Annotated in this window: 24 protein-coding genes; 17 read left to right on the forward strand and 7 right to left on the reverse strand. The window is 61.2% G+C overall.

Translation table 11 applies throughout. The annotated features are described in order from the left end of the window. Positions 1-267: 267 nt before the first annotated feature. From E4T63_RS26540 to E4T63_RS26565, 5 genes are all read left to right on the forward strand, one after another. Positions 268-1,623, forward strand: a complete 1,356-nt coding sequence (locus tag E4T63_RS26540; protein ID WP_025112091.1) for a M16 family metallopeptidase — start codon at positions 268-270, stop codon at positions 1,621-1,623. Next, a complete protein-coding gene (locus E4T63_RS26545) occupies positions 1,616-3,103 on the forward strand; it encodes a M16 family metallopeptidase (protein WP_135296765.1) in 1,488 nt (495 codons plus the stop codon). Before E4T63_RS26540 ends, E4T63_RS26545 begins: the two co-directional genes overlap by 8 nt. Further along, on the forward strand, positions 3,103-3,708 hold the full coding sequence (gene rsmD, locus E4T63_RS26550; RefSeq protein ID WP_134784882.1) for a 16S rRNA (guanine(966)-N(2))-methyltransferase RsmD: 606 nt from the start codon (positions 3,103-3,105) through the stop codon (positions 3,706-3,708). Before E4T63_RS26545 ends, rsmD begins: the two co-directional genes overlap by 1 nt. 113 nt (positions 3,709-3,821) lie before the next feature. Then, complete coding sequence (locus tag E4T63_RS26560; RefSeq protein ID WP_135296766.1) at positions 3,822-4,820, forward strand: hydrolase; 999 nt, start codon at positions 3,822-3,824, stop codon at positions 4,818-4,820. Beyond that, complete coding sequence (locus tag E4T63_RS26565; protein ID WP_135296958.1) at positions 4,817-5,656, forward strand: AraC family transcriptional regulator; 840 nt, start codon at positions 4,817-4,819, stop codon at positions 5,654-5,656. Before E4T63_RS26560 ends, E4T63_RS26565 begins: the two co-directional genes overlap by 4 nt. 111 nt (positions 5,657-5,767) lie before the next feature. On the opposite strand, the gene E4T63_RS26575 is transcribed toward E4T63_RS26565, so the two are convergent. Both E4T63_RS26575 and E4T63_RS26580 read right to left on the reverse strand, forming a co-directional pair. Beyond that, positions 5,768-6,622, reverse strand: coding sequence for a sulfurtransferase (locus tag E4T63_RS26575; protein ID WP_134784884.1), 855 nt, complete (start codon positions 6,620-6,622; stop codon positions 5,768-5,770). A gap of 31 nt (positions 6,623-6,653) precedes the next feature. Beyond that, positions 6,654-7,325, reverse strand: coding sequence for a TetR/AcrR family transcriptional regulator (locus E4T63_RS26580; protein WP_027610562.1), 672 nt, complete (start codon positions 7,323-7,325; stop codon positions 6,654-6,656). A gap of 145 nt (positions 7,326-7,470) precedes the next feature. Here E4T63_RS26580 and E4T63_RS26585 point away from each other — a divergent pair, with 145 nt between their 5' ends. The 5 genes from E4T63_RS26585 to E4T63_RS26605 all read left to right on the forward strand — a co-directional run bounded on the left by E4T63_RS26585 (position 7,471) and on the right by E4T63_RS26605 (position 12,150). Then, positions 7,471-8,901, forward strand: coding sequence for a coniferyl aldehyde dehydrogenase (locus E4T63_RS26585; protein WP_134784885.1), 1,431 nt, complete (start codon positions 7,471-7,473; stop codon positions 8,899-8,901). Positions 8,902-8,929: 28 nt separating this feature from the next. Beyond that, complete coding sequence (locus E4T63_RS26590) at positions 8,930-9,475, forward strand: twin-arginine translocation pathway signal protein (protein WP_135296767.1); 546 nt, start codon at positions 8,930-8,932, stop codon at positions 9,473-9,475. A 130-nt stretch (positions 9,476-9,605) separates the two neighbouring features. Further along, positions 9,606-11,201 (forward strand): GMC family oxidoreductase, encoded by a 1,596-nt coding sequence (locus tag E4T63_RS26595; protein ID WP_135296768.1) that lies wholly within the window; start codon positions 9,606-9,608, stop codon positions 11,199-11,201. Positions 11,202-11,316: 115 nt separating this feature from the next. Beyond that, entirely contained in the window at positions 11,317-11,796 is a 480-nt protein-coding gene (gene coaD, locus E4T63_RS26600; RefSeq protein WP_003229157.1) for a pantetheine-phosphate adenylyltransferase, read from the forward strand. Positions 11,797-11,898: 102 nt separating this feature from the next. Next, on the forward strand, positions 11,899-12,150 hold the full coding sequence (locus E4T63_RS26605; protein ID WP_003195146.1) for a YfhL family 4Fe-4S dicluster ferredoxin: 252 nt from the start codon (positions 11,899-11,901) through the stop codon (positions 12,148-12,150). 132 nt (positions 12,151-12,282) lie between these two features. On the opposite strand, the gene E4T63_RS26610 is transcribed toward E4T63_RS26605, so the two are convergent. The 3 genes from E4T63_RS26610 to E4T63_RS26620 all read right to left on the reverse strand — a co-directional run bounded on the left by E4T63_RS26610 (position 12,283) and on the right by E4T63_RS26620 (position 14,313). Then, positions 12,283-12,606, reverse strand: a complete 324-nt coding sequence (locus tag E4T63_RS26610; RefSeq protein WP_135296769.1) for a multidrug transporter — start codon at positions 12,604-12,606, stop codon at positions 12,283-12,285. Between the two features lie 69 nt (positions 12,607-12,675). Further along, the gene (mutM, locus tag E4T63_RS26615) at positions 12,676-13,488 is read right to left on the reverse strand and encodes a bifunctional DNA-formamidopyrimidine glycosylase/DNA-(apurinic or apyrimidinic site) lyase (protein WP_003229159.1); all 813 of its coding nucleotides are present in this window, start codon (positions 13,486-13,488) and stop codon (positions 12,676-12,678) included. A gap of 12 nt (positions 13,489-13,500) precedes the next feature. Next, on the reverse strand, positions 13,501-14,313 hold the full coding sequence (locus tag E4T63_RS26620) for an HDOD domain-containing protein (RefSeq protein WP_171061892.1): 813 nt from the start codon (positions 14,311-14,313) through the stop codon (positions 13,501-13,503). A 228-nt stretch (positions 14,314-14,541) separates the two neighbouring features. On the opposite strand from E4T63_RS26620, the gene E4T63_RS26625 reads away from it, so the two are divergent. The 6 genes from E4T63_RS26625 to ilvD all read left to right on the forward strand — a co-directional run bounded on the left by E4T63_RS26625 (position 14,542) and on the right by ilvD (position 22,338). Next, a complete protein-coding gene (locus E4T63_RS26625; protein ID WP_135296770.1) occupies positions 14,542-15,081 on the forward strand; it encodes a type 1 glutamine amidotransferase domain-containing protein in 540 nt (179 codons plus the stop codon). 250 nt (positions 15,082-15,331) lie between these two features. After that, on the forward strand, positions 15,332-16,528 hold the full coding sequence (locus tag E4T63_RS26630; RefSeq protein ID WP_135296771.1) for a class I SAM-dependent rRNA methyltransferase: 1,197 nt from the start codon (positions 15,332-15,334) through the stop codon (positions 16,526-16,528). Between the two features lie 438 nt (positions 16,529-16,966). Further along, the gene (locus tag E4T63_RS26635; protein WP_135296772.1) at positions 16,967-18,040 is read left to right on the forward strand and encodes a SagB family peptide dehydrogenase; all 1,074 of its coding nucleotides are present in this window, start codon (positions 16,967-16,969) and stop codon (positions 18,038-18,040) included. Then, positions 18,037-19,014 (forward strand): diiron oxygenase, encoded by a 978-nt coding sequence (locus E4T63_RS26640; protein WP_135296773.1) that lies wholly within the window; start codon positions 18,037-18,039, stop codon positions 19,012-19,014. The genes E4T63_RS26635 and E4T63_RS26640 overlap by 4 nt, the downstream gene beginning before the upstream one ends. Beyond that, entirely contained in the window at positions 19,007-20,239 is a 1,233-nt protein-coding gene (locus E4T63_RS26645; RefSeq protein WP_135296774.1) for an MFS transporter, read from the forward strand. Before E4T63_RS26640 ends, E4T63_RS26645 begins: the two co-directional genes overlap by 8 nt. A 257-nt stretch (positions 20,240-20,496) precedes the next feature. Further along, positions 20,497-22,338, forward strand: coding sequence for a dihydroxy-acid dehydratase (gene ilvD / locus E4T63_RS26650; RefSeq protein ID WP_135296775.1), 1,842 nt, complete (start codon positions 20,497-20,499; stop codon positions 22,336-22,338). Between the two features lie 220 nt (positions 22,339-22,558). Here the strand turns inward: ilvD and E4T63_RS26655 are convergent, their stop codons facing one another. Further along, positions 22,559-23,614 (reverse strand): haloacid dehalogenase-like hydrolase, encoded by a 1,056-nt coding sequence (locus E4T63_RS26655; protein WP_135296776.1) that lies wholly within the window; start codon positions 23,612-23,614, stop codon positions 22,559-22,561. A 241-nt stretch (positions 23,615-23,855) separates the two neighbouring features. Between E4T63_RS26655 and E4T63_RS26660 the strand changes: the two genes are divergently transcribed. Further along, positions 23,856-25,247, forward strand: a complete 1,392-nt coding sequence (locus tag E4T63_RS26660) for an L-cystine transporter (protein ID WP_135296777.1) — start codon at positions 23,856-23,858, stop codon at positions 25,245-25,247. Here the strand turns inward: E4T63_RS26660 and E4T63_RS26665 are convergent. Beyond that, positions 25,244-25,792, reverse strand: a complete 549-nt coding sequence (locus E4T63_RS26665; RefSeq protein WP_135296778.1) for a dihydrofolate reductase — start codon at positions 25,790-25,792, stop codon at positions 25,244-25,246. The two genes, E4T63_RS26660 and E4T63_RS26665, sit on opposite strands and share 4 nt — an antisense overlap. Positions 25,793-25,863 lie beyond the last annotated feature (71 nt).

The following is a 25,863-nucleotide window of genomic DNA, read 5'->3' on the forward strand; positions in this document are numbered from 1 at the left end:
GTTTCATCCAGCTTGTTCACGCGCAACATTTTGTCGAGGCGCCAGCGGCACCCCAAAGATTCGTATTAACGAAGGACTAAACCGGCAAAATCGGCGAAAAAGCGAAGTCTAGTCGATAAACCGCAGCTTTCTGCCGCCAACCTATACAACCGCATCAGGCCTGAAAACCTGATAGGCGTGGTCGCCGGTAAAACGGATCAGTATCCTAGCACCCTCTCGCCCGCCGACGCTAAGACCAAGCGGGCAGCCCAACAGGTTAAAAAACGAATGAATGCTCTAGCCCGCCGCGCTGCAGGCCTGCTGCTCAGCACAGTCTGCCTGCCCCTTTCGGCCTTGGCGGCCGACCCGCAACCGACCCACGAATTCACCCTCGACAACGGCCTGAAGGTCGTCGTGCGCGAAGACCATCGCGCGCCGGTGGTGGTGTCGCAGGTCTGGTACAAGGTCGGTTCCAGCTACGAAACCCCGGGCCAGACCGGCCTGTCCCACGCGCTCGAGCACATGATGTTCAAGGGCAGCGAGAAAGTCGGCCCCGGCGAAGCCTCGTTGATCCTGCGCGATCTGGGCGCCGAAGAAAACGCGTTCACCAGCGACGATTTCACCGCGTATTACCAGGTGCTGGCCCGCGACCGTTTGGGCGTGGCCTTCGAACTGGAAGCCGACCGCATGGCCAATCTGCGCCTGCCGGCTGACGAGTTCGCCAAGGAAATCGAAGTCATCAAGGAAGAGCGTCGCCTGCGCACTGACGATAAGCCGATGTCCAAGGCTTACGAGCGTTACAAGGCTATGGCTTACCCGGCCAGCGGCTACCACACACCGACCATCGGCTGGATGGCGGACCTGGACCGGATGAAGGTCGAAGAGCTGCGCCACTGGTATCAGTCCTGGTATGTGCCAAACAACGCCACGCTGGTAGTGGTCGGCGACGTCACCCCCGATGAAGTGAAGACCCTCGCCCAACGCTACTTCGGGCCGATTGCCAAGCGCGACGTGCCACCGGCGAAGAAACCACTGGAACTGGCCGAACCCGGTGAGCGCCAGATCACCCTGCATGTGCAGACCCAACTTCCCAGCCTGATGCTCGGCTTTAACGTGCCAAGCATTGCCACTGCTGAAGACAAGCGCTCGGTCAACGCCCTGCGCCTGATCTCGGCGCTGCTCGACGGCGGTTACAGCGGGCGCATCCCGACGCAACTGGAGCGCGGTGAAGAGTTGGTCTCGGGCGGTTCGTCGAGCTACGACGCCTACACCCGTGGCGACAGCCTGTTCACCCTGTCGGCGACGCCGAACACGCAGAAGAAAAAGACCATGGCGCAAGCTGAAGCCGGTCTGTGGAAACTGCTGGAACAGCTGAAAACCACCGCACCGTCCGCCGAAGAACTCGAGCGCGTGCGGGCGCAAGTGATCGCCGGCCTGGTGTTCGAACGTGATTCGATCACCAGTCAGGCCACCGCCATCGGCCAACTGGAAACGGTCGGGCTGTCGTGGAAGTTGATGGACACCGAACTCGCCGATCTGGAAAGCGTGACCCCGCAAGACATCCAGAACGCCGCCAAGCTGTATTTCACCCGCGAACGTCTCAGCGTCGCCCATGTCCTGCCACTGGAGACGACTCATGAGTGAGCGCAAATCCCCACGCCTGTTGCTTGGTCTGATCGCCATTGCAGTGATCGGCTCCGCCGCGTTCTATCTGATGCCCGGTGTCAAAACCGACGCCAGCGAAGCACTGGACAACGCCAAGACCAGCCAGAAGCTGCAATCGCTGGCCGAACTCGACGGCAAGGCCCCGGCCAGCCGCAAGCTCGACGTGCAGGCCTGGAACACCGCCGAAGGCGCCAAGGTGCTGTTCGTCGAAGCCCATGAGCTGCCGATGTTCGACATGCGCCTGATCTTCGCCGCCGGCAGCAGTCAGGACGGCAATGCACCGGGCCTGGCAGTCCTGACCAACGCCATGCTCAACGAAGGCGTGGCCGGCAAAGACGTCGGCGCCATCGCCCAAGGCTTCGAAGGCCTCGGTGCGGATTTCGGCAACGGCGCCTACAAGGACATGGCGCTGGCTTCGCTGCGCAGTCTGAGCGCCGCCGACCAGCGCGAGCCGGCGCTGAAGCTGTTCTCCGAAGTGGTGGGCAAACCGACCTTTCCGGCCGATTCCTTTGCGCGCATCAAGAACCAGATGCTCGCCGGATTCGAGTACCAGAAACAGAATCCCGGCAAACTCGCCAGCCTTGAGCTGATGAAGCTTTTGTACGGCGATCACCCATACGCGCACTCCAGTGACGGCAACCCGCAGAGCGTGCCGAAGATCACTCTGGCGCAACTGCGTGAATTCCACGCCAAGGCCTACGCGGCCGGCAACGTGGTGATCGCACTGGTCGGTGACCTGTCGCGCGCCGAGGCCGAGGCGATTGCCAATCAGGTCTCCGGCGCCCTGCCCAAAGGCCCGGCGCTGGCGAAAATCGCCCAGCCGCAGGAACCGAAAGCCAGCGTCAATCACATCGAGTTCCCGTCGAAGCAGACCAACCTGCTGCTCGCACAGCTGGGCATCGACCGTGACGATCCGGATTACGCGGCGCTGTCGATGGGCAATCAGATCCTCGGTGGCGGCGGTTTCGGCACCCGCCTGATGAGCGAAGTGCGCGAGAAGCGTGGCCTGACCTACGGCGTGTACTCGGGTTTCAGCCCGATGCAGGCTCGCGGCCCGTTCATGATCAACCTGCAAACCCGCGCGGAAATGAGCGAAGGCACGCTGAAACTGGTGCAGGACGTGCTCGCCGATTATCTGAAGACCGGCCCGACCCAGAAAGAACTCGACGACGCCAAGCGCGAGCTGGCCGGCAGCTTCCCGCTGTCCACCGCAAGCAACGCCGATATCGTCGGCCAACTGGGCGCCATGGGCTTCTATAATCTGCCGTTGAGCTATCTGGATGACTTCATGCGTCAGTCCCAGAGCCTGACTGTCGAGCAGGTCAAAGACGCGATGAACAAACACCTGAGCACGGACAAACTGGTCATCGTCAGCGCTGGCCCGACCGTGCCGCAAAAGCCGTTACCGGCCCCATCTGATAAACCTGCCGAGCAACCGCTCGGGGTTCCGGAGCATTAATGGCTACTCGTCCTAAAAAACCTGCGCAGAACGTTCACAACGGTGTGAACCAGCTACGCATCATCGGCGGCGAATGGCGCAGCCGCAAACTGAGCTTCCCCGATGCACCGGGCCTGCGCCCGACACCGGACCGCGTGCGCGAAACCCTGTTCAACTGGCTCGCGCCGTATGTGGCCGGGGCCAAGGTGCTGGACCCGTTCGCCGGCAGCGGCGCGCTGTTTCTTGAAGCACTGTCGCGTGGCGCAGCCATGGGTCAGGCGCTGGATGCCAGCCACGTAGCGGTATCGAGCCTGAAGGAACACCTCGGCACCCTGCGCTGCACCAACGGCCAGGTGCAGACCGCCGACGCGCTGCGTTATCTGGAAACCCAGGTCGCCACGCCGTTTGATCTGGTGTTCCTCGATCCGCCGTTCAACCAGAACCTGCTGCCGGCCGTTTGCGCCCTGCTGGAAGAGCGCCAATGGCTGGCGCCGGATTCGTGGATCTACACTGAAAGCGAGACCGCGCCTTCGACGCTGGGCCTGCCGGGCAACTGGCGCCTGCACCGCGAGCAGAAATCCGGGCGGGTGTACTACGCGTTGTGGCAACGTATGGCCGTTAACTGAACGTATTGAACAACCCTGTGGCGAGGGAGCTTGCTCCCGCTGGACTGCGCAGCAGTCCCCAAAAAGGGCCGCTTCGCGCCCCAGCGGGAGCAAGCTCCCTCGCCACAAAAGGTGTGTGCCCTCTGGAAACTGAACGTTTCACCCCCGCCTTCGGCCTCGGCAATCCGCACCTGCAAACCTTGTGGGGGCCGCTGTGGCGCAAAACCGTCCACCTTGATCGCGAGCGGGAACGCCTGTGGCTGGATGACGGCGACTTCCTCGACCTCGACTGGCATGGCCCGCACAGCGCCGAGGCGCCGTTGGTGCTGGTGTTGCATGGGCTGACCGGTTCTTCCAATTCGCCTTACATCGCCGGGATTCAGGCAGCACTCGCCGCGCAAGGCTGGGCCAGTGTCGCGCTGAACTGGCGCGGTTGCTCCGGCGAACCCAACCTGCTGCCGCGCAGTTACCACTCCGGCGCCAGCGAAGACCTCGCCGAAGCCATCAGACACCTGCGCGCCAAGCGCCCGCTGGCGCCGCTGTATGCGGTCGGTTATTCCCTCGGCGGCAATGTGTTGCTCAAGCATCTGGGCGAGACCGGCAGCGACAGCGGCGTGCTCGGTGCAGTGGCGGTGTCGGTGCCGTTTCGTCTTGATCAGTGTGCAGACCGCATTGGCAAGGGATTTTCCAAGGTTTATCAGGCGCACTTCATGCGCGAGATGGTCGCCTACATCAAGAACAAGCAACGCCAGTTCCAGCATGACGGACGCGAGGATGGCCTGGCGGCTCTGGCGGCGCTCGGCTCGCTGGAGAACATGCGCACCTTCTGGGACTTCGATGGCCGGGTCACCGCGCCGCTGCACGGCTTTACCGATGCCGAGGATTACTATCGCCGGGCGTCGAGTCGCTACTTTCTCGGCGAAATCCGCACCCCGACCCTGATCATTCAGGCCGCTGACGATCCGTTCGTGTTCCCCCACAGCTTGCCGACGGCCGAAGAGCTGTCCGCCAGCACCCGGTTCGAGCTGCAGGCCAAGGGTGGGCATGTCGGGTTTGTCGATGGCACGTTGCGCCAGCCCGGTTACTACCTGGAACGGCGCATCCCGCAATGGTTGGCCCGTGTGACGTCATGAGCGACCAGGGCGAGTCGATCCGGTTCTGGCAAACCGCACCGCTGGCCGGGGTCGAGTTGTTGTCGGCGCGCTACATCGAGCATCGCTTCGCCCCGCACGTCCACGACGGCTATGTGATCGGCATGATCATGGCCGGTGCCCAGCGTTATCGCTATCGCGGTGCCGAACACCTGGCCGGCAGCGGCACGCTGGTGCTGATCAACCCGGACGAATTGCACACCGGCCACAAGGGCACCGAGGACGGTTGGCTGTACCGGGCGTTTTATCCCGATACCGGACAGATCGTTTCCCTGCTCGAAGAACTGGAACTGCCCACCGCGCCGATGCCGGCCTTCGGCGCAACGCTCTACCGCGACCCGGATCTGGTCAACGGTTTCTGTCAGTTGCATCGCTTGCTGGAAAGCCCGGCCACCGCGCTGCAACAGCAGACGATGTGGCGCGAAATGATGATGCTGCTGTTGCAGCGGCATGCGGCGGTGCAGATCAACGGTAAACCGGGCAAGGAACACCGCGCGGTGGTGATGGCCAAGGAGTTGCTGCATGCGCAACTCGCTGCGCCGCCGTCGCTGGAAGAGCTGGCGGCCGCAGTGAATCTGTCGCCCTTCCACTTCGCCCGGGTATTCCGCCGCGCCACCGGCATGCCACCGCACACCTGGCTGATGCAGCAGCGCATCGCCACGGCCCGGGGTTTATTGCAGCACGGTTGCCTGCCGGTGGAAGTCGCCATGCAACTGGGCTTTGCCGATCAGAGTCATCTGAGCCGGCAGTTCAAGCAAGTGTATGGCGTGGGGCCGGCAGCGTATCGCAGTGCCCGACAACCTGTCAGCGACGATTAACCCCTGTGGGAGCGGGCTTGCTCGCGAAAGCGGTGTTTCAGCACACATCATGGTTGACTGACAAACCGCTTTCGCGAGCAAGCCCGCTCCCACATTGGGGGTATGGTGACTTTATTCGCCGGTGGCAATCCCGCGAGAAGGCTCGTTGATCCACTCACTCCACGACCCGGCATACAACGAACCCAGCGGATACCCCGCCAGGCACAACGCGAACAGATTGTGACACGCCGTCACCCCGGAGCCGCAGTAAGCGACCAGCTCCGAAGGCGAACGCTCGCCGAGTTTCGCAGCAAAGCGTTGCTTGAGCTGCTCTGCTGGCAGGAAGCGTCCGTCGCTGCCGAGGTTTTCGGTAAACGCCGCACATTGCGCGCCGGGAATGTGCCCGGCAATCGGATCGATCGGCTCCACTTCACCCTTGAAGCGCGGCAAGGCCCGGGCGTCGATCAGGGTCAGGGACGGCTGACCGAGGCGCTTGTGCAATTGCTCGGCGCTCAGCAGCAGTTTCATGTCCGGCTGACCACTGAAGTTGCCCCGGCTGACCGACGGCGCATCCAGACTCAGCGGCAGACCCGCCGCGTGCCAGGCCTTCAGCCCGCCGTCGAGAATGAACACGCCATCGCGCTTGCCCAGCCACGCCAGCAACCACCAGGCGCGAGCCGCATAGGCACCGGGGCCGTCGTCGTACAAAACCACATCGCTGTCGGCATTGATGCCCCAGGCTTGCAGACGTTCGATCAATGCCGCCGGTTCGGGCAGCGGGTGACGCCCGGTCACGCCTTTGATCACCTTGCCGCTGAGGTCACGCTCAAGGTCGGCGAAGCGGGCGCCGGCGATGTGCCCTTCGGCATAGCTGCGCTGCCCGTAGTCCGGGTCTTCGAGGGCAAAACGACAATCGAGAATCACCAGCCCCGGCTGCTCCTTGCGGGCATCCAGTGCATTCGGGCTGAGCAGTTGCGCAATCGGCATAACGGACTCCTGTGAGCGACTTCGAAATGGGTTACCGCCCTTCCTCGAGGGCCTGGGCCAGCGGCACGTAGAACTCGTCGAACAAGGCATTCACCTCTTCACGGGCCTGATCGGTGACGAATCCGGCTTCCAGCACCAGCACCTGATACACGCCACGCTTGATGGCCTGCTCGCTGAGGTGGTTGGAGTTTTCCCGGGTGGTGCACAGAAAGCGCACCCACGAGGTGAGGATGATCCAGGCATTGATCGTCAGGGATTCGATCTGCACCCGATCCATCTTGAGAATGCCGGCGGCGACGAAACCTTCGTAGATCGCCATGCCCTGAATCACGCAGCGCTGAGAGAAACGCCGGTAGCGCGCGGCCAGGTCCGGGTCGCTGTCGAGCAGGTGCTCAAGATCCCGATGCAGAAAGCGGTAGCCCCACATCGCCGACAGCAGCTCCTTGAGGTAATAGCGCTTGTCTTCGACGGTGGCGGCACGCCCCTGCGGCGGGCGCAGAAAGCTGTCCACAAGCGTCTCGTACTCACTGAACAGCACGGCGATGATCGCCTGCTTGTTCGGGAAGTGGTAGTACAGATTGCCCGGAGAAATCTCCATGTGGGCGGCGATGTGATTGGTGCTAATGCTGCGCTCGCCCTGCTGATTGAACAGTTCGAGGCTGTTCTGCACGATGCGCTCGCTGGTTTTTATTCGTGGGGCCATGGCTTGAGCTTTAATTCAGAGTGCGGTGAGGGGCATCTTACGACCTAACCGGAACTGGATAAAACAAAGCTGTGTCGGGAAGTCATTTGACTTTCTAGAGCATAGACTCTAGAACGTCATCACTACAATAAATCCGGAGCCGACGATGACTGCCGACATTGCTTATCTGCAAACGCTGCAACAGCCCCTGGAAGAGCTGGATCGGCTGTTCGCGGCACAGCGCGCCGCCTATGCCGCCAACCCGATGCCACCGGCAGATCAGCGCCAGCAATGGCTCAAGGCGTTGCGCGACTTGCTCAGTAATGAGCGGCAGGCGCTGGTCAATGCCATCAGCGCAGATTTCAGTCATCGCAGCGCCGATGAAACCCTGCTCGCCGAACTGATGCCCAGCCTGCACGGCATCCATTACGCCAGCCGCCACCTCAAGGGCTGGATGAAGTCGTCGCGACGCAAAGTCGGCATGGCCTTTCAGCCAGCGTCGGCGAAAGTCGTGTACCAGCCGCTTGGCGTGGTCGGCATCATCGTCCCGTGGAACTACCCGTTGTATCTGGCCATCGGCCCACTGGTCGGCGCGCTGGCGGCGGGCAACCGGGTGATGCTCAAGCTCAGCGAATCGACCCCGGCCACCGGCCAGTTGCTCAAGACCCTGCTGGGACGGATTTTCCCCGAAGATCTGGTCTGCGTGGTGCTGGGCGAGGCCGACATCGGCGTGGCGTTCTCCCGCCTGCATTTTGATCACCTGCTGTTCACCGGCGCCACCAGCATCGGCAAACACGTGATGCGCGCTGCGGCGGAAAACCTGACCCCGGTGACCCTCGAACTGGGCGGCAAGTCCCCGGCCATCGTCTCTCGCGACGTGCCGCTCAAGGACGCCGCCGAACGCATCGCCTTCGGCAAGACCCTGAACGCCGGCCAGACCTGCGTCGCCCCCGATTACGTGCTGGTGCCGCAAGACCGCGTCGGCGCGTTCGTCGAAGCCTATCGTCAGGTGGTCAACAATTTCTATCCGACCCTCGCCGACAACCCGGACTACACCGCGATCATCAACGAACGCCAACTGGCCCGGCTCAACGGTTATGTCAGCGACGCCACGAGCAAGGGCGCGCTGCTGATCCCGCTGTTCGAACAAGGCCAGGGCCGGCGCATGCCGCACAGCCTGCTGCTCAATGTCACTGACGAGATGACCGTGATGCAGGACGAAATCTTCGGCCCGTTGCTGCCGATCGTGCCATATCAGGATCTGGATCAGGCGTTTGCCTACATCAATCAGCGCCCGCGTCCTCTGGCGCTTTACTACTTCGGCTACGACAAACGCGAACAGAACCGCGTGCTGCACGAAACCCACTCCGGCGGCGTGTGCCTGAACGACACCCTGCTGCACGTGGCGCAGGACGACATGCCGTTCGGCGGCATCGGCCCATCGGGCATGGGCCATTACCACGGCCACGAAGGCTTCCTGACTTTCAGCAAGGCCAAGGGCGTACTGATCAAACAGCGCTTCAACGCCGCGAAGTTGATCTATCCGCCCTACGGCAAATCGATTCAGAAACTGATCCAGAAGCTGTTCATCCGCTAATCGTCGTCACCGCCGGGTAATAACAACAATGCACCCAAGCCTGACCGAAACACCTGCCCTGTCGCGCCGTGGCCTGCTGAAGTTCAGCCTTGGCGCCACAGCGTTTCTCGCCACCGCCGGCCTCGGCGCCAGCCTCAGTGGCTGTTCATCGAGTGTCGCAGCCAATGGCTTCGTCACTTTGCGTGACGGCGACCTGCTGTTTCTGCGCGCACTGATTCCGGTGATGCTCGAAGGCGCCGTGGCCGCCGAGAAAATGCCCGGTGCGGTGGATGGCACCCTGAAGTCGCTGGACTACAGCCTCGATCACCTGTCGCCGGAAATGCTCAAACTCACCCGGCAATTGTTCGATGTGCTCGGCATGACCGTCACCCGCGGTCCGCTCACAGGGATCTGGGGCAGTTGGGAAAACGCCAGCCCCGAGACCATGCGCCACTTCCTCGAGCGCTGGCAGAACAGCTCATTGAGCCTGCTGCGCATGGGCCACAGCTCATTGCAGCAGATGGTGATGATGGCCTGGTACACCCGCGCCGAGTCCTGGGGCCATTGCGGCTACCCCGGCCCGCCCACGGTCTGAAACCGAGTCGCGCCGTTCGCGAGCAAGCTCGCTCCCACAAGGGAATGCATTTCAATGTGGGAGCGAGCTTGCTCGCGAAGGCGCCAGCCACCACACCACCGCTCCCAGAATAATAAAGAGAACCTGATCAATGCCCGTACCCGACCCGTTCCGCGAAGGCCTCGCCCGTGGCTGGAAAACCTACAACGGCGCCCAACTGACCGGCGACCTGACGCTGCAAGCCGATGTGGCGATCATCGGCAGCGGTGCCGGTGGCGGCACCACGGCAGAAATCCTCAGCGTCGCCGGTTACAAAGTGCTGCTGATCGAAGAAGGCCCGCTCAAGACCAGTTCCGACTTCAAGATGCTCGAAGACCAGGCCTACAGCAGCCTCTATCAGGAAGGCATCGGCCGCATGAGCAAGGACGGCGCGATTACCATCCTCCAGGGCCGTGCGGTCGGCGGCACCACGCTGATCAACTGGACCTCGAGTTTCCGCACGCCCGAGCCGACCCTCGAGCACTGGGCCAAGGAACACAACGTCAAAGGCCACAGCCCGGCCGAGATGGCGCCGTGGTTCGAAAAAATGGAGCAGCGTCTCGGCGTCGCGCCATGGATGGTGCCGCCCAACGCCAACAACGACGTGATCCGCAAGGGCTGCGAGCAACTCGGCTACAGCTGGCACGTGATCCCGCGCAACGTGCGTGGCTGCTGGAACCTTGGCTATTGCGGCATGGGCTGCCCGACCAACGCCAAGCAGTCGATGCTGGTCACCACCATTCCGGCGACCCTGGAAAAGGGCGGCGAGTTGCTGTACCTGGCCCGCGCGGAAAAGCTGTTGATCAGCGGCGACAAGATCACCGGCCTGCAATGCGTGGCGATGGACGAGCGTTGCGTCGCGCCGACCGGACGCAAAATCACGGTCAAGGCCCGGCATTACGTGCTGGCCGGCGGTGGCATCAACAGCCCGGCACTGCTGCTGCGCTCGGATGCACCGGATCCGCATCAGCGCCTCGGCAAACGCACGTTCCTGCATCTGGTGAACATGTCCGCCGGGCGTTTCGACGAGGTGATCAATCCGTTCTACGGCGCGCCGCAGTCGATCTACTCGGATCATTTCCAGTGGAAGGACGGCACCAGTGGGCCGATTGGCTACAAACTCGAAGTGCCACCGCTGCAACCGGCACTGGCCGCGACCTTGCTCGGCGGTTTCGGCCAGCAGAATGCCGAACACATGGCCGACCTGCCGCACACCCACGCGATGCTCGCGTTGCTGCGCGACGGTTTCCACCCGGACAGCCCCGGCGGCAGTGTCGAACTGCGCGGTGATGGCTCGCCGGTGCTCGACTATCAAGTCTCGCCTTATGCCTGGGAGGGCCTGCGCCGCGCCTTTCACAGCATGGCCGAGATCCAGTTTGCCGGCGGCGCCAAAGCCGTGATGCCGATGCACGCCGATGCGCGCTACGTGAAAACCCTGGCCGAAGCCCGCACGCTGATCAACGGTCTGAGCCTTGAGCTGTATCGCACGCGCCTGGGCAGTGCCCACGTGATGGGCGGTTGTGCGATGGGCGAAGACCCGAAAAACGCAGTCACCGACAGCCTTGGCCGGCATCATCAACTGAGCAATCTGTCGATTCACGATGGCTCGCTGTTCCCCACCAGCATTGGCGCCAACCCGCAATTGTCGGTGTATGGCCTGACCGCGCACCTGGCGACAGCCCTCGCCGATCGGCTGAGAAATCCGTGAAAAAACCGGTTTATCGCGTCGTCTATAGTGCTTTCTTACCCAACAGGCGACTTGGCCGACCGGGACGGCTGCGATACCATCCGACTCCCCAACGGACTCCCGCCAGGACGACGCGATGAACCGAGTGTTGTACCCAGGTACCTTCGACCCTATTACCAAAGGGCATGGCGATCTGGTCGAACGCGCCTCGCGCCTGTTCGATCACGTGATCATTGCGGTCGCCGCCAGCCCGAAGAAAAACCCGCTGTTCCCGCTGGAACAACGGGTTGAGCTGGCTCGCGAGGTCACCAAACACCTGCCCAACGTCGAAGTGGTCGGCTTCTCGACGCTGCTGGCGCATTTCGCCAAGGAGCAGAACGCCAATGTGTTCCTGCGTGGCCTGCGTGCGGTGTCGGACTTCGAATACGAATTCCAGCTGGCCAACATGAACCGCCAGTTGGCCCCGGACGTCGAGAGCCTGTTTCTCACCCCGTCCGAGCGTTATTCGTTCATTTCCTCGACGCTGGTGCGGGAAATCGCCGCGCTGGGCGGCGATATCAGCAAGTTCGTGCACCCGGCCGTGGCCGATGCCCTGACCCTGCGCTTCAAGAAGTAACGACCGTTCAAACGGCGCCCGCGTGCACTGCGGGCGCCAATGCGGCACAATTGCGCGCATTGATTTATAGCGCCCGGGCCTGCCGCCCCGGCTGGAGTTAGCATGTCCCTGATCATCACCGACGATTGCATCAACTGCGACGTCTGCGAACCCGAGTGCCCGAACGCCGCGATTTCCCAAGGCGAAGAGATCTACGTGATCGACCCGAACCTGTGCACCCAGTGCGTCGGCCATTACGACGAACCGCAGTGCCAGCAGGTCTGCCCGGTGGATTGCATTCCACTGGACGAGGCGCATCCTGAGACTGAAGAACAGTTGATGGAAAAGTACCGCAAGATTACCGGCAAGGCCTGATCTGAACGTTTTGTAGCGCTCTTCCGGGCCTCTTCGCGAGCAAGCTCGCTCCCACATTTGAAATGCGCTCCAATGTGGGAGCGAGCTTGCTCGCGAAAGGGCCATCAGCAGCAGCGCAAAACCCTGATCAGCTCACTCGCGCTGCTCAACCCCCTCCCCTGTACACCCCAAACAGCGCACAAACGCCGCTTTCGCCGGATCCACCACCAGCGCCTGCCCCGCATCGCCTACCCCGCCCCCCAGCGCGGTAAACGGCAATGACACCACAAACACCCCCGCACCCAGCACCGTCGCCACCACCAGCAAAGGTCGGGCAATCAGCAAATCGCCGATCATGGCGTAGGCGGGAGGGTTCTGGATGGCGTAGCGCGGATCACCGCTGCCGTTTTCCGCGGCCTGAACGGCCAGGCTGGAACACAGCAATAGTGTGGCAAACAGGACTTGCAAGGACTTCATGGCACGATCCTTCGGGCTGAACAGTGAGACCACTCACTATAGACCGTAGGACTTTTTCAGATTTTTGCCTCAGGTCTGGCAGCGCGGACAGAACACACTGGCCCGTTGCCCCAGCTTCACTTCCCGCAGGCCAGTACCGCAGACCTTGCAGTGCTCGCCGCCACGGCCATAAACGAACAGCTCCTGCTGGAAGTACCCCGGTTGCCCGTCACCGCCGATGAAATCCCGCAACGTGGTGCCGCCGCGCTCGATGGCTGCGGCGAGAATCCGTTTGATCTCAATCGCCAGCTTCAGATAACGCGCCCGGGAGATGCTTTTGGCTTCGCGGCGCGGATCGATCCCGGCAGCGAACAGCGCTTCGGTCGCGTAAATGTTGCCGACACCCACCACCACCGCGTTGTCCATGATGAACGGCTTGACCGCCATCGAACGCCCGCGCGACAACTGGAACAGGCGCTCGCCGTCGAACAGATCGGTCAACGGCTCTGGCCCGAGACGAATCAGCAGTTCGTGATTGAGCGGGTCGGTACTCCACAGCATCGCGCCGAAACGGCGTGGATCGGTGTAACGCAGCGCCAGACCGGATTCCAGCTCGATATCGACGTGCTCGTGCTTGAGCGCCGGCAACCCGACTTCCACCAGCCGCAAGTTGCCCGACATGCCCAAGTGACTGATCAACGTGCCGACTTCGGCATTGATCAACAGATACTTGGCCCGCCGCTCGACCAGCACGATGCGCTGCCCGGAAAGACGCACATCGAGGTCTTCGGGGATCGGCCAGCGCAGCCGACGATCCCGCACGATCACCCGGCTGACGCGCTGGCCTTCCAGGTGCGGAGCAATGCCCCGGCGGGTGGTTTCGACTTCCGGCAGTTCAGGCATGGTGTCCTCGAATCAATGCGCGCCGAGGTCGCGGATCGTCTGTTTGAGGGTTTCGAAATCGTAGTCCGACAGACCGACGTAATCGAGAATAAGCGGGCCAATGCTGTTCCACTCGTGGTCTTCAGTCTGGTTGCCCAGCACCCGATAAGACGCACAGATGTGCTCGGCCATCTTCAAGATCGCCAGCAGATTCTTCATCTGGCTGTTGCGAGAGGATTCGTCGCTGAAGATCGCCAGCGCATTGTGGTGATTGGCGATCGCCGTGCTGACGTGTTCCGGCAGGCGCCACGACTTGGCGGTGTAGTAGCCGACCACGGCGTGGTTGGTATTGAACTCGGCGTTCTCGGTGTCCACCACCCGGCATTCGGCGCTGGCATTGGCGTAAGCCTTTTCCAGTACCGACATGTAGTTGGGGAAGCGCTGCAGCATCAACGGCACGCCGCAGTCGTGGAACAGCCCCAAGGCATAGGCTTCATCACCGGCCTGGGTGCCGATGCGCTTGGCCAGGGTCAGGCAGGTCATCGCCACGTCCTGGGCGGTGTCCCAGAAACGGTTGAGGGTGACGATGGTGTCATCGTTCATCTCGCCCTTGATCGACTGCGCGTTGATCAGGTTGATGATCGAACGGCTGCCCAACAGATTCACCGCACGCTGGATCGAAGTGATCTTGTTGCTCAGGCCGTAATACGGCGAGTTGACGATTTTCAGCAGAGAACCGGACAGGCCGGGATCCTGGGCGATCAGCTTGGCGATCACCTCCAGGTCCGGGTCGGGCATGTACTGCTCCATCTGCAGATCCACCATGATCTGCGGCTGCGCGGGCACGCTGATGCCTTGCAGGGATTGTTGAATCTGTTCGGTGGTCAGCTCTTGGGACATAAGTACACACTCTGGGACAGGCGGCGATTCTAACCTCTAAAAACCGCAGGACGACACACCAGTGGGCAATTGTCAGGAACTTTCATTCACGCTCAGGCTTCGGACTTTGTAAGGCCGACCGGACAATCAAGCACCGGCTCGGCGGTAATTTCCCGCAGACTCAGGAGCTTATCGATGGCTACTTCCCTCACTGGCAAACGCGTCGCCATTTTAGTAACAGACGGTTTCGAACAGGTCGAACTGACCGGGCCCAAGCAAGCACTGGAGCAGGCCGGCGCCCAGGTCGACATCCTTTCCGCCGAGGCCGGCAAGGTCAAAGGCTGGAACCACGACAAACCGGCGGATGACTTCAAGGTCGACCAGACCTTTCAAGGCGCCAGCAGTGAGCAGTACGACGCGATCGTTCTGCCGGGCGGCGTGCAGAACTCCGACACCATTCGCATCGACCAGGACGCCCAGCACCTGGTCAAGACCAGCGCCTCGGCCGGCAAGCCGATTGCGGTGATCTGCCACGGCGGCTGGCTGCTGATTTCCGCCGGGCTGGTCAACGGCAAAACCATGACCAGCTACAAGACACTCAAGGACGACCTGGTGAATGCCGGGGCCAACTGGGTCGACAAGGAAGTGGTCAAGGACGGTCATCTGATCAGCAGCCGTCAGCCGGACGATATTCCAGCGTTCAACAAGGAGTTGATCAGCGCCCTGTCAGCCTGATCTGTGGGCTAGTGAATTTATGTGGTGAGGGGATTTATCCCCGATGGACAGCGCAGCTGTCCCAGATCGACTCACGCGGTCAGTCAGAAAACTGCCTTGGGGGTTTGCGGCTGCTGCGCAGCCGATCGGGGATAAATCCCCTCGCCACAGGTAATGTCTTCCACCGGCAATGACTTGCCACATGTCCACTCACCAGCCAATCAGGCCGAGCAACACGGTATACTCCCGCTCTTTTTTCCGGAGCGACGTCATGTCCCTGCCTAGCCTGCGCCTCAAAGCCAACGCCGACCGTCGCCTGCGCAACGGCCACTTGTGGGTCTACAGCAACGAAATCGATGTGGCTGCCACGCCACTGCACGGCTTCAAGGCCGGCGATCAGGCGATCCTCGAAGCGGCCGGCGGCAAGTCGCTGGGCATCGTCGCCATGAGCCCGAACAACCTGATCTGCGCTCGTCTGCTGTCGCGCGACATCAAACTGCCGCTGGACAAATCACTGCTGGTACATCGCCTGAACGTGGCCCTGTCGCTGCGCGAGCGCCTGTTCGACAAGCCGTTCTACCGCCTGGTCTACGGCGACTCCGACCTGCTGCCGGGCCTGGTGGTCGACCGTTTCGGCGACATCCTCGTGGTGCAGATCGCCTCGGCGACCATGGAAGCGCATAAAGATGACGTGATCGCCGCACTGACCCAGGTGCTCAAGCCAAGCGGCATTCTGTTCAAGAACGATTCCGCCGCCCGTGATGCCGAAGGCCTCAACCGTTACGTCGAAACCGTGTTCGGCCTGGTGCCGGAGTGGGTCGCCCTGGAAGAGAACGGCGTGAAGTTCGAAGCGCCGGTCATTGGCGGCCAGAAAACCGGCTGGTTCTACGACCACCGCATGAACCGCGCCCGCCTCGCCCCTTACGCCAAGGGCAAACGCGTGCTCGACCTCTATAGCTACATCGGTGGCTGGGGCGTGCAGGCTGCGGCGTTCGGTGCCAGCGAAGTGTTCTGCGTCGACGCGTCGGGCTTCGCCCTCGACGGCGTCGAGCGTAACGCCGCGCTGAACGGCTTCGCCGACAAGATGACCTGCATCGAAGGCGACGTCTTCGAAGCATTGAAGGAACTCAAGGCCAGCGAAGAACGTTTCGACGTGATCGTTGCCGACCCGCCAGCGTTCATCAAGCGCAAGAAAGACATGAAGAACGGTGAAGGCGCCTACCGTCGTCTGAACGAGCAAGCCATGCGCCTGCTGACCAAGGACGGCATTCTGGTCAGCGCTTCGTGCTCGATGCACCTGCCGGAAGACGATCTGCAGAACATCCTGCTGACCAGCGCCCGTCACCTGGACCGCAACATCCAGATGCTCGAACGCGGTGGTCAGGGCCCGGACCACCCGGTACACCCGGCCATCGCCGAGACTCGCTACATCAAGAGCATCACCTGCCGCCTGCTGCCTAACAGCTGATCGGCCCATGAAACGGGGAGCCTGCGGGCTTCCCGTTGGCTTTACGGCGATGCAATGTCGTCGAATTTCTTCCTCTTTCCTACAACTAACTTCCTACATGCATGCAGGACATTTCCCTGCGCATTACATTTCAACATCTAATACTTACAAGTTTGCCCTTGCAGCACGCCCACTCCGACAAAATTAATAGAAATTTCCTACCCAAGTATCGCTTGCCAATAATTCATTACAACCTATTATTAAGTTGTCACCACGACGGTGACATTCACTCTCAATGAACAAGGAGTTCATACTTATGAAAGCAATTACTCTGGAAACCAACCAAATCGCAAACCTGGCCTTCCTGGTTGCGCCTAAAGCCCGCTAAGTGAGCCAGAACGCTGGGGAGTGCCGGCACCCCAGCGTTCTTCCGACCCGTTCCAGAGCGATGAACACAACATGCATATCAATCCCTATTTATTCATATTGCCGCGCACGCCCGGACAAATAGTCTGGAACTATAAAGACCACACCCAACATGAACTTGACCTGACTTACTCTTGTCGACTTGCACAACTTATCAATAACCCGGAACAGTTCGACAGACGCAACATAATAGACTCACAACTTCTGAACGCGGGCATATTAACCGTTGCAAAAATAGACAGTCCGCCATGGGGCTGGGATGAATTGTCGAAGATTTATCATATTGGCACCCAGAACATTCCCTGCGAACAGATACCCCAGAATATTCAAGAGTGGTCCAGGCAATACCTGAACCATTGCAGCGCGGTGCTGACTACACCGGCCCCCGCACTAGATCGGTCGACACCTCAAGACGAACCTCGAATCGCCCTGCCCGCCTCCGCGGCCCTGACCGTTGCCAGCTTGGGCAATGTCCTGCGCCTGAGAAAAACCTGCCGCTCTTTCACTGGCGCAGCGATCACCCTCAATGACGTCGGTACACTGCTGTACCTCTCGCTGGGCTTTCTTCGCCATCGCGACAATGACCGCGACGAGAGCATCGCCGAGGGCCTCGGCGCCCGCCGCAGCAGTCCTTCAGGTGGCGGGTTGAATGCCTGTGAAGGATTTCTTCTGGCACGCAATATCGAGGGCCTCGAACCGGGTGTCTACGCCTACCACCCGGCAGAACACGCACTCAGCCGGGTCAATCCTTTGCCCGACCCCGCGCTGGGTCATTTGCTGGCGGGTCAGCACTTCATCAATAACCTGCCACTGGGTCTGTTTATCACCGCTCGTTTCGACAAGCTCTGGTGGAAGTATGAACACTCACGCGCCTATCGCATGGCGTTTGTCGAGGCGGGTCATCTGTCGCAAACCTTTCAACTGGTGGCCACAGCGCTGGGCCTGGGAACGTGGCTGACCGGGGCATTCACCGACCGCCAGGTCGAAGCCCTGCTCAAACTCGAAGGCAGCGCTGAACAACCGTTGTTCTTTGTCGGCTGCGGCGCTAGCGACGGTCAGGCGATGTGTCAGGAAATGCGCGACCTGTTGCAGGAGACGCGCAAATGAGCGCATCAACCGTGGATCAGCCCGAAGCGCCAGAGTCCTGGGCGCTTCGATTCACCCTCGGCGACTGGAACAACCACGCTTCGGTACGCACCAGCCGGCACGACTACCAGTTGCCGGCAGACCTGCAGTTGCAACTGCAAACCCGCTTCTGGTTTCCGCCGGCATTCCTGCCGTATCTGTCCCACCCGGCGATCGAAGCCGCAGGCAGCAAGGTCATGCATCGGCTGGCTGCCAACCACCTGGTGCACTTTCTCGACTACACCACGCTGCTGGAACACCGCATCGTCAACCGCGCCGTGGAAACCATCGTCCACGGTGAGTTGCCCGCGCACATTCCGTCGAGGATGAAAACCGCCGCGCTGCAGCTCTATACCGACGAGGGTTATCACGCACTGTTCTCCCATCATCTGGCCGAACAGATCGCCGAACTGCATGGTTTCACCGGTCGTCAGCAGGTGCCGTTGCGCATCACCCGCCTGACCGGTCAGATCGCCCGAACGCCGGAGAGCAAACGCCCGCTGGCATGGTTTCTGCTCGGCTTCGTCTCCGAAACCATCATTGCCCGGGAGTTGCTGGATGTGTGTCGGGAAACGCTGGTCAGCAGCGTGAACGACATGCTGCGCGACCACCTCGCTGATGAAGCGCGCCACAGCCGTTTTTTTTCCGAGGTCTTTCACTACCTCTGGTTGACCCTGAACAGCCGCCAGCGCGCCTTTGCGGCCAGAACCTTGCTGGAGACCCTGGCGACCTTCTTCGAAGTCGACGAGCAATGGCTGCACCAAAGCCTGCGCCGCGCCGGCATTGGCGAAGGTGCGATCAAGGAAATCCTCGACAGCCTGACCAACGAACAGGCCAGCCGCCAGCGTGCCCGATCCGGAGCCACGGCTACGCTTGCTGCACTCGAAAAAGCCGGATTCTTCGCGCTACCCAACAACCGCAAACTTTTCGCCAAGGCAGGACTGATCGATGCTTGAAGGAAGAACGGTGGTAACGACCCGACAACGACGCGGGGCGGTCAGCCTGCTTTTGGCCATGGTGCTACTGGGGGTGTTTCCGCTGGACGTCCTGCTGCCGTCGTTCCCGGCGCTGGCCGAACACTTCGCCAGCACTCCGACCGACATCGCCCTGTCGATCAGCCTGTTCGCGGTGGGCATTGCCTTTGCCCAACTGTTGATCGGGCCGTTGTCCGACGTCATCGGGCGCAAGGGGTTACTGCTCGCCGGCATGGCTGTCTCGATCCTCGGCGCCATCGGCTGCGTAATGACCAGTGACTACATACTGTTCATGACTTTTCGCATCGTGCAGGCCATCGGTTGTGGCTGTTTCGTCCTGTCACAGGCGCTGGTGCAGGATCTGTTCGAGGGCGCAGAGCGCGATCGCCTGCGGATCCTGATGGTGACCGCCACCGGGATCTTCATCTCCATATCACCGCTGGCCGGAACCTTTCTGCAGGCGACCCTGGGCTGGCGTGGCAGCTTCTGGCTGTTCATCGCACTGGCGGCGGTGGTGTTGCTCAAGGCCTGGCTGTTTCTGGACGGCGGTCGGCCAGTCGCCAAGGGCACACCGCTCAACTTTCTCAGCGCCTATCGACGGGTGCTGGGGGATTTCGAGTTCGTCGGCTACTGGCTGATTTCGGCTTTCGCGTTCGCCTGCCACTTCTCGTTCATCGTCATTTCGCCATTGATCTTCATGGATCAGTTGCAGCTGTCAGCCTACGACTTCTCGCTGATCCTGCTGATCTACGGTGCGGCGTATGTGACCGGCGGGATTGCCGCCACGCTGTTGAGCCGGCGCATCAGCTCTGCGCAACAGATCGTGGCCGGGTTGAGCCTGATTCTGCTGGCAGGGCTGGTGATGCTATTCCTGTCGCAGTACTTCGCACTCTCGCCCGTCACGGTATTGATCCCTATGCTGATCTGCACCGCCGGCACCACCATTGCACGCCCGGCCGCCACCTCACGCGCCATGGGCCTGTTCCCGGAGAACGCCGGTACTTCGGCCTCGGCAGGTAGCACGATCATCTTCATCTGCGGCGGGTTGATCAGTGCGCTGATCAGCCTGAGTCCAGGCAACCTGCAGGCCACTCTCGGCTACTGTTTTGTCCTGCTGAGTTGCATCGCGCTGGCGCTGAACAAGAGGATCAGCCATCGCGCCAGCATTATCGAGAACGGCGCCGTCACGCCCTCTGGCAGCGATTGAGCCTGCCGGTCGTCATGCCATACGCACCGTCGGCACTGGAACAACACTTTGCGCCATTCCCTCCAGACGCCAGCGGTGTAGAATCGGCTGATTCATCGCCATTCATCCCCCGGCGGGTTTATGAGCTCAGGCTGAGGCAAGCGGCGATCCCGCAAAGTCATCGGCAACATCCAGGACACACGGCCATTTCTGAGTGTTCCAGACGTCAATAGAAGCTCACTCCCTTTTGATACCTGATTAGCCGCCCGGAGTGCTCCATGCCAGATTACCGCTCGAAAACATCCACCCACGGCCGCAACATGGCCGGCGCCCGCGCACTGTGGCGCGCCACCGGGATGAAAGATGACGACTTCAAGAAGCCGATCATCGCCATTGCCAACTCCTTCACCCAGTTCGTGCCGGGCCACGTGCACCTCAAAGACCTCGGTCAACTGGTTGCCCGGGAAATCGAACGCGCCGGTGGCGTAGCGAAAGAATTCAACACCATCGCCGTGGATGACGGCATCGCCATGGGTCACGACGGCATGCTCTATTCGCTGCCGAGCCGCGAGATCATCGCCGACTCTGTCGAATACATGGTCAACGCCCACTGCGCCGACGCCATCGTCTGCATCTCCAACTGCGACAAGATCACCCCGGGCATGTTGATGGCCGCTTTGCGCCTGAACATTCCGGTGATCTTCGTTTCCGGCGGCCCGATGGAAGCTGGCAAGACCAAACTCGCTTCCCACGGCCTCGACCTCGTCGACGCCATGGTGATCGCCGCCGACTCCAGCGCTTCTGACGAGAAGGTTGCCGAGTACGAGCGCAGCGCCTGCCCGACCTGCGGTTCGTGCTCCGGCATGTTCACCGCCAACTCGATGAACTGCCTGACTGAAGCCCTCGGTCTCGCACTGCCGGGCAACGGTTCGACCCTCGCCACCCACAGCGACCGCGAACAACTGTTCCTGCAGGCCGGCCGCACCATCGTCGACCTGTGCAAGCGCTACTACGGCGAAAACGACGAATCCGTGCTGCCGCGCAACATCGCCAACTTCAAGGCGTTCGAGAACGCGATGATGCTCGACATCGCCATGGGCGGTTCGACCAACACCATCCTGCACCTGCTGGCTGCCGCCCAGGAAGCCGAGATCGATTTCGATCTGCGCGACATCGACCGTCTCTCGCGCAGCGTGCCGCAACTGTGCAAGGTCGCGCCGAACATCCAGAAGTACCACATGGAAGACGTGCACCGCGCTGGCGGCATCTTCAGCATCCTCGGTTCGCTGGCACGCGGCGGTCTGCTGCACACCGACCTGCCGACCGTGCACAGCCGCAGCATGGAAGAAGCCATCGCCAAGTGGGACATCACCCAGACCGACGATGAAGCCGTGCACCACTTCTTCAAGGCCGGCCCGGCGGGCATCCCGACCCAGACCGCGTTCAGCCAGTCGACTCGTTGGGAAACCCTGGATGACGACCGAGAAAACGGCTGCATCCGCAGCTTCGAACACGCCTACTCGAAAGAAGGCGGCCTGGCCGTGCTGTACGGCAACATCGCTCTCGACGGTTGCGTGGTAAAAACCGCCGGCGTCGACGAGTCGATCCATGTCTTCGAAGGCAACGCGAAGATCTTTGAAAGCCAAGACAGCGCGGTGCGCGGCATCCTCGCCGACGAAGTGAAGGAAGGCGATATCGTCATCATTCGCTACGAAGGCCCGAAAGGCGGCCCGGGCATGCAGGAAATGCTCTACCCGACCTCGTACCTGAAGTCCAAAGGTCTGGGCAAAGCTTGTGCGTTGCTCACCGACGGTCGTTTCTCCGGCGGTACTTCCGGCTTGTCGATCGGCCACGCTTCGCCAGAGGCTGCGGCCGGTGGCGCGATCGGTCTGGTGCAGGACGGCGACAAAGTGCTGATCGACATCCCGAACCGCTCGATCAACCTGTTGGTCAGCGATGAAGAACTGGCTGCGCGCCGGGTCGAACAGGACAAGAAAGGCTGGAAACCGGTCGAGCAGCGTCCACGCAAAGTGACCACTGCGCTCAAGGCCTACGCCCTGCTGGCGACCAGCGCCGACAAGGGTGCGGTGCGTAACAAGGCGATGCTCGACGGGCTGTAAGCGTCAATCGCAAAAACAAAAATGCCCGGCCAAAGTGCGGGGCATTTTTTTGCCTGATCCAAAAACAATGAAGATCAAAACTGTGGGAGCGGGCTTGCTCGCGAAAGCGGTCTACCGGTCAAAAAATCTCCCGCCTGACACTCCCTCTTCGCGAGCAAGCCCGCTCCCACAAGGGACTGTCAGTGATTCTGGAATCTAAGTTCCAACAGGGATTGGGGGCTTACTGGATTTCTTCAGGCTTGACGATCACCCAGTTCTTGTCCGCCGTCACCGGCAATCCTTCCTTGGCCTGCGCCGCTGCGTGTTTGGCCATCATGCCGTTGAGCTGGGTCATGTATTTGTCCTTGCGGTTGACCCACAAGTGAATGCCGCCCTTGGCTACATCCACATCGTGGAACAGCATGTAGCCGTCGCTGCTCGGTGTGTCGCCGCCCACCAGTACCGGTTTTTTCCACTCATCAATGTAGGTCAAGATCGCCGCGTGTTTGCCGGCCATCCAGGTTGCCGGGGTCCACAGGTACGGCGTCAACTCCAGACCGAGGTTGGCCTTCTCGTCATATTTGCCGGCGGTGATCTGCTTGCGCGCGGTCGTCAGCTCGCCGGTTTCGCGGTTCTTCAGCAACATGGTCACGCCGATCACGTTCTGCGGTTTGACGTTGTAGCCGTACTTCGGATCAGCCGCGACCATGCGCACCAGCTCTTCTGAAGCGGCGGTCATCACGTAAACCTCGATGCCGTTCTCCATCAGCTTGTTGTACAGCTCTTGCTGGCCGGTGAAGATCTTCGGCGGGTTGACGTCGAGTTTCTTCACCACATCGCCTTCGTAGTAGGTCGCCGGCACCGGTTTGCCCGACGCCATCAGCTCATCGACGTAGCCCTTAAGTTCCTTGAGGGTAAAGCCGGAGAACACTTGCGCCACCCACGGGTAGCAGACCATGTCGTCGACTTCGCACAGGCGATAGTAGTAACTGAACAGGCTTTCCTTGTGGTCGGCTGTGTCCTTGAACGGCATCAGTTTCAGGGAGGGATCGAGTTTGTCGCGGGTGATCACGCCCTTGTTTTCCATGAACGGCAGCAACGACTCTTCGAGGTCGTAGCGGTAACTGGTGTTGTCCATGTCGAACACCGCGTAGTTACCTTTGTTGGCATTGGCGGCGATCATCGCGTCCAGTGCCTTGGCCTGATCCGCCGGCCAGTGCTTCAGGTCGGTGGCGAATGCGTGAGCGGCCAAGCCCAATCCAAGAACCACAGCGAGCATTTTCGGTGCGAATTTCATCGGCGTTTTCTCCCTGACTGAAAGACATCGACGCTAACAAATAAGTGTGACAGTCCTCGTCTGTCAGCGACCGCTTACGTCTCCTCTACGCCAGTTGCATTGCCGAGAGCGACAAGCGCTTATTCCAAAAACGACGGACAACCTGCGATTTCGGTATTAATTCATTGGAAATCAAACTGTTAGGCTTGCCGGTTCGCAGTTGCCCCAGAAGGCGACTGGCACAAGTCTTATCGGAGTCTTCATGAATCTGCCGCTGATCCTCAATCTGCTGGTGTTCCTCGCCCTGCTCTTCGGTCTGGCGCAAACCCGCCACACGACGTGGAGCCTGGCGAAAAAAGTCCTGCTCGCGCTGGTGCTCGGCGTAGCCTTCGGTGTTGCCCTGCACACTGTTTACGGTGCCGGCAACCCGGTCCTGAAAGCCTCGATCGGCTGGTTCGATCTGGTCGGCAACGGCTACGTGCAACTGCTGCAAATGATCGTGATCCCGCTGGTGTTCGCCTCGATCCTCAGCGCGGTTGCGCGTCTGCACAACGCCTCGTCGCTGGGCAAAATCAGCTTCCTGACCATCGGCACCCTGCTGTTCACCACCGCGATCGCGGCGCTGATCGGTATCGGCCTGACCAACCTGTTCGGCCTCACCGCCGAAGGCCTGGTCGCCGGCACGCAGGAAATGGCCCGCCTGCAAACCATCCAGACCGACTACGCCGGCAAGGTTGCCGACCTGAATGTGCCGCAGCTGCTGCTGTCGTTCATTCCGCAGAACCCGTTCGCCGACCTGGCCCGCGCCAAGCCGACCTCGATCATCAGCGTGGTGATCTTCGCCGCGTTCCTCGGGGTCGCGGCGCTGCAACTGCTCAAGGATGATGTCGAGAAAGGTCAGAAAGTGATCAACGCCATCGACACCCTGCAAGCCTGGGTGATGCGTCTGGTGCGTCTGGTGATGAAGCTGACCCCGTACGGCGTGCTGGCGCTGATGACCAAAGTGGTCGCCGGTTCCAACCTGCAGGACATCATCAAGCTCGGCAGTTTCGTCGTGGTCTCGTACCTCGGTCTGGGCCTGATGTTCGTGGTGCACGGCCTGCTGGTGTCGGCGGCCGGGATCAATCCGCTGCGGTTCTTCCGCAAGATCTGGCCGGTGCTGACGTTCGCGTTCACTAGCCGTTCCAGCGCGGCGAGTATTCCGCTGAGCATCGAAGCGCAGACCCGTCGTCTGGGCATTCCGCAGTCGATCGCCAGTTTCGCCGCCTCGTTCGGTGCGACCATCGGCCAGAACGGTTGCGCCGGTCTGTACCCGGCGATGTTGGCGGTGATGGTTGCGCCAACAGTCGGCATCAACCCGCTGGACCCGCTGTGGATCGCGACGCTGGTGGCGATTGTGACCTTGAGTTCGGCCGGTGTGGCCGGGGTCGGTGGCGGCGCGACGTTTGCCGCACTGATCGTGCTGCCGGCGATGGGCTTGCCGGTGTCACTGGTGGCGCTGCTGATTTCGGTGGAGCCGCTGATCGACATGGGTCGTACGGCGTTGAACGTGAGTGGTTCGATCACCGCGGGTGCGATCACCAGCCAAGTGATGCAGCAGACCGATAAAGCACTGCTGGATGCGAATGAGCATGCGGAGCTTGCTCAGGCTTAAATTCTTCTTTGCCTGACCTGCCCTCTTCGCGAGCAAGCCTTTTCCCAGACCTCGAAGTTGTAAGCGGGCTTGTCGCCCTCAGCCGGATTCGGCACGTTCGACACCAGCTTCCACTGGTTCAGGTCAAACTCCGGAAACCACGCATCGCCTTCCGGGCTCAGCGCCACTCGGGTCAGATACAAACGATCTGCCTGCGCCAGCCCCTGTGCATACAACTGCGCGCCGCCAATCAACATCAATTCATCGACACCCTGCGCTTTCGCCCATTCCTCGGCGCGCACCACTGCAGCTTCCAGCGACGGATACACTTCCGCCCCCTCCAGCAGCAGATCCGGCTGACGGCTGACCACGATGTTCAAGCGCCCCGGCAGCGGACGACCGAGGGAGTCCCAGGTCTTACGGCCCATGATGATCGGCTTGCCGAGGGTCGTGGCCTTGAAGTATTTGAAGTCCCCCGGCAGGTGCCAGGGCATGCTGTTGTCGACGCCGATCACGCGGTTTTCACCGAGGGCTGCGATCAGGCTGAGGGGGAGTGATTTAGTCATGCCGGCGAGGATACCAGAGCCTCGCTTGACCCGATAAGTGCCACAGCGGTTATGCTCACTGCTCAATCGAG

The sequence above is a fragment of the Pseudomonas fluorescens genome, from assembly GCF_004683905.1.
Classification (GTDB): domain Bacteria; phylum Pseudomonadota; class Gammaproteobacteria; order Pseudomonadales; family Pseudomonadaceae; genus Aquipseudomonas; species Aquipseudomonas putida_A.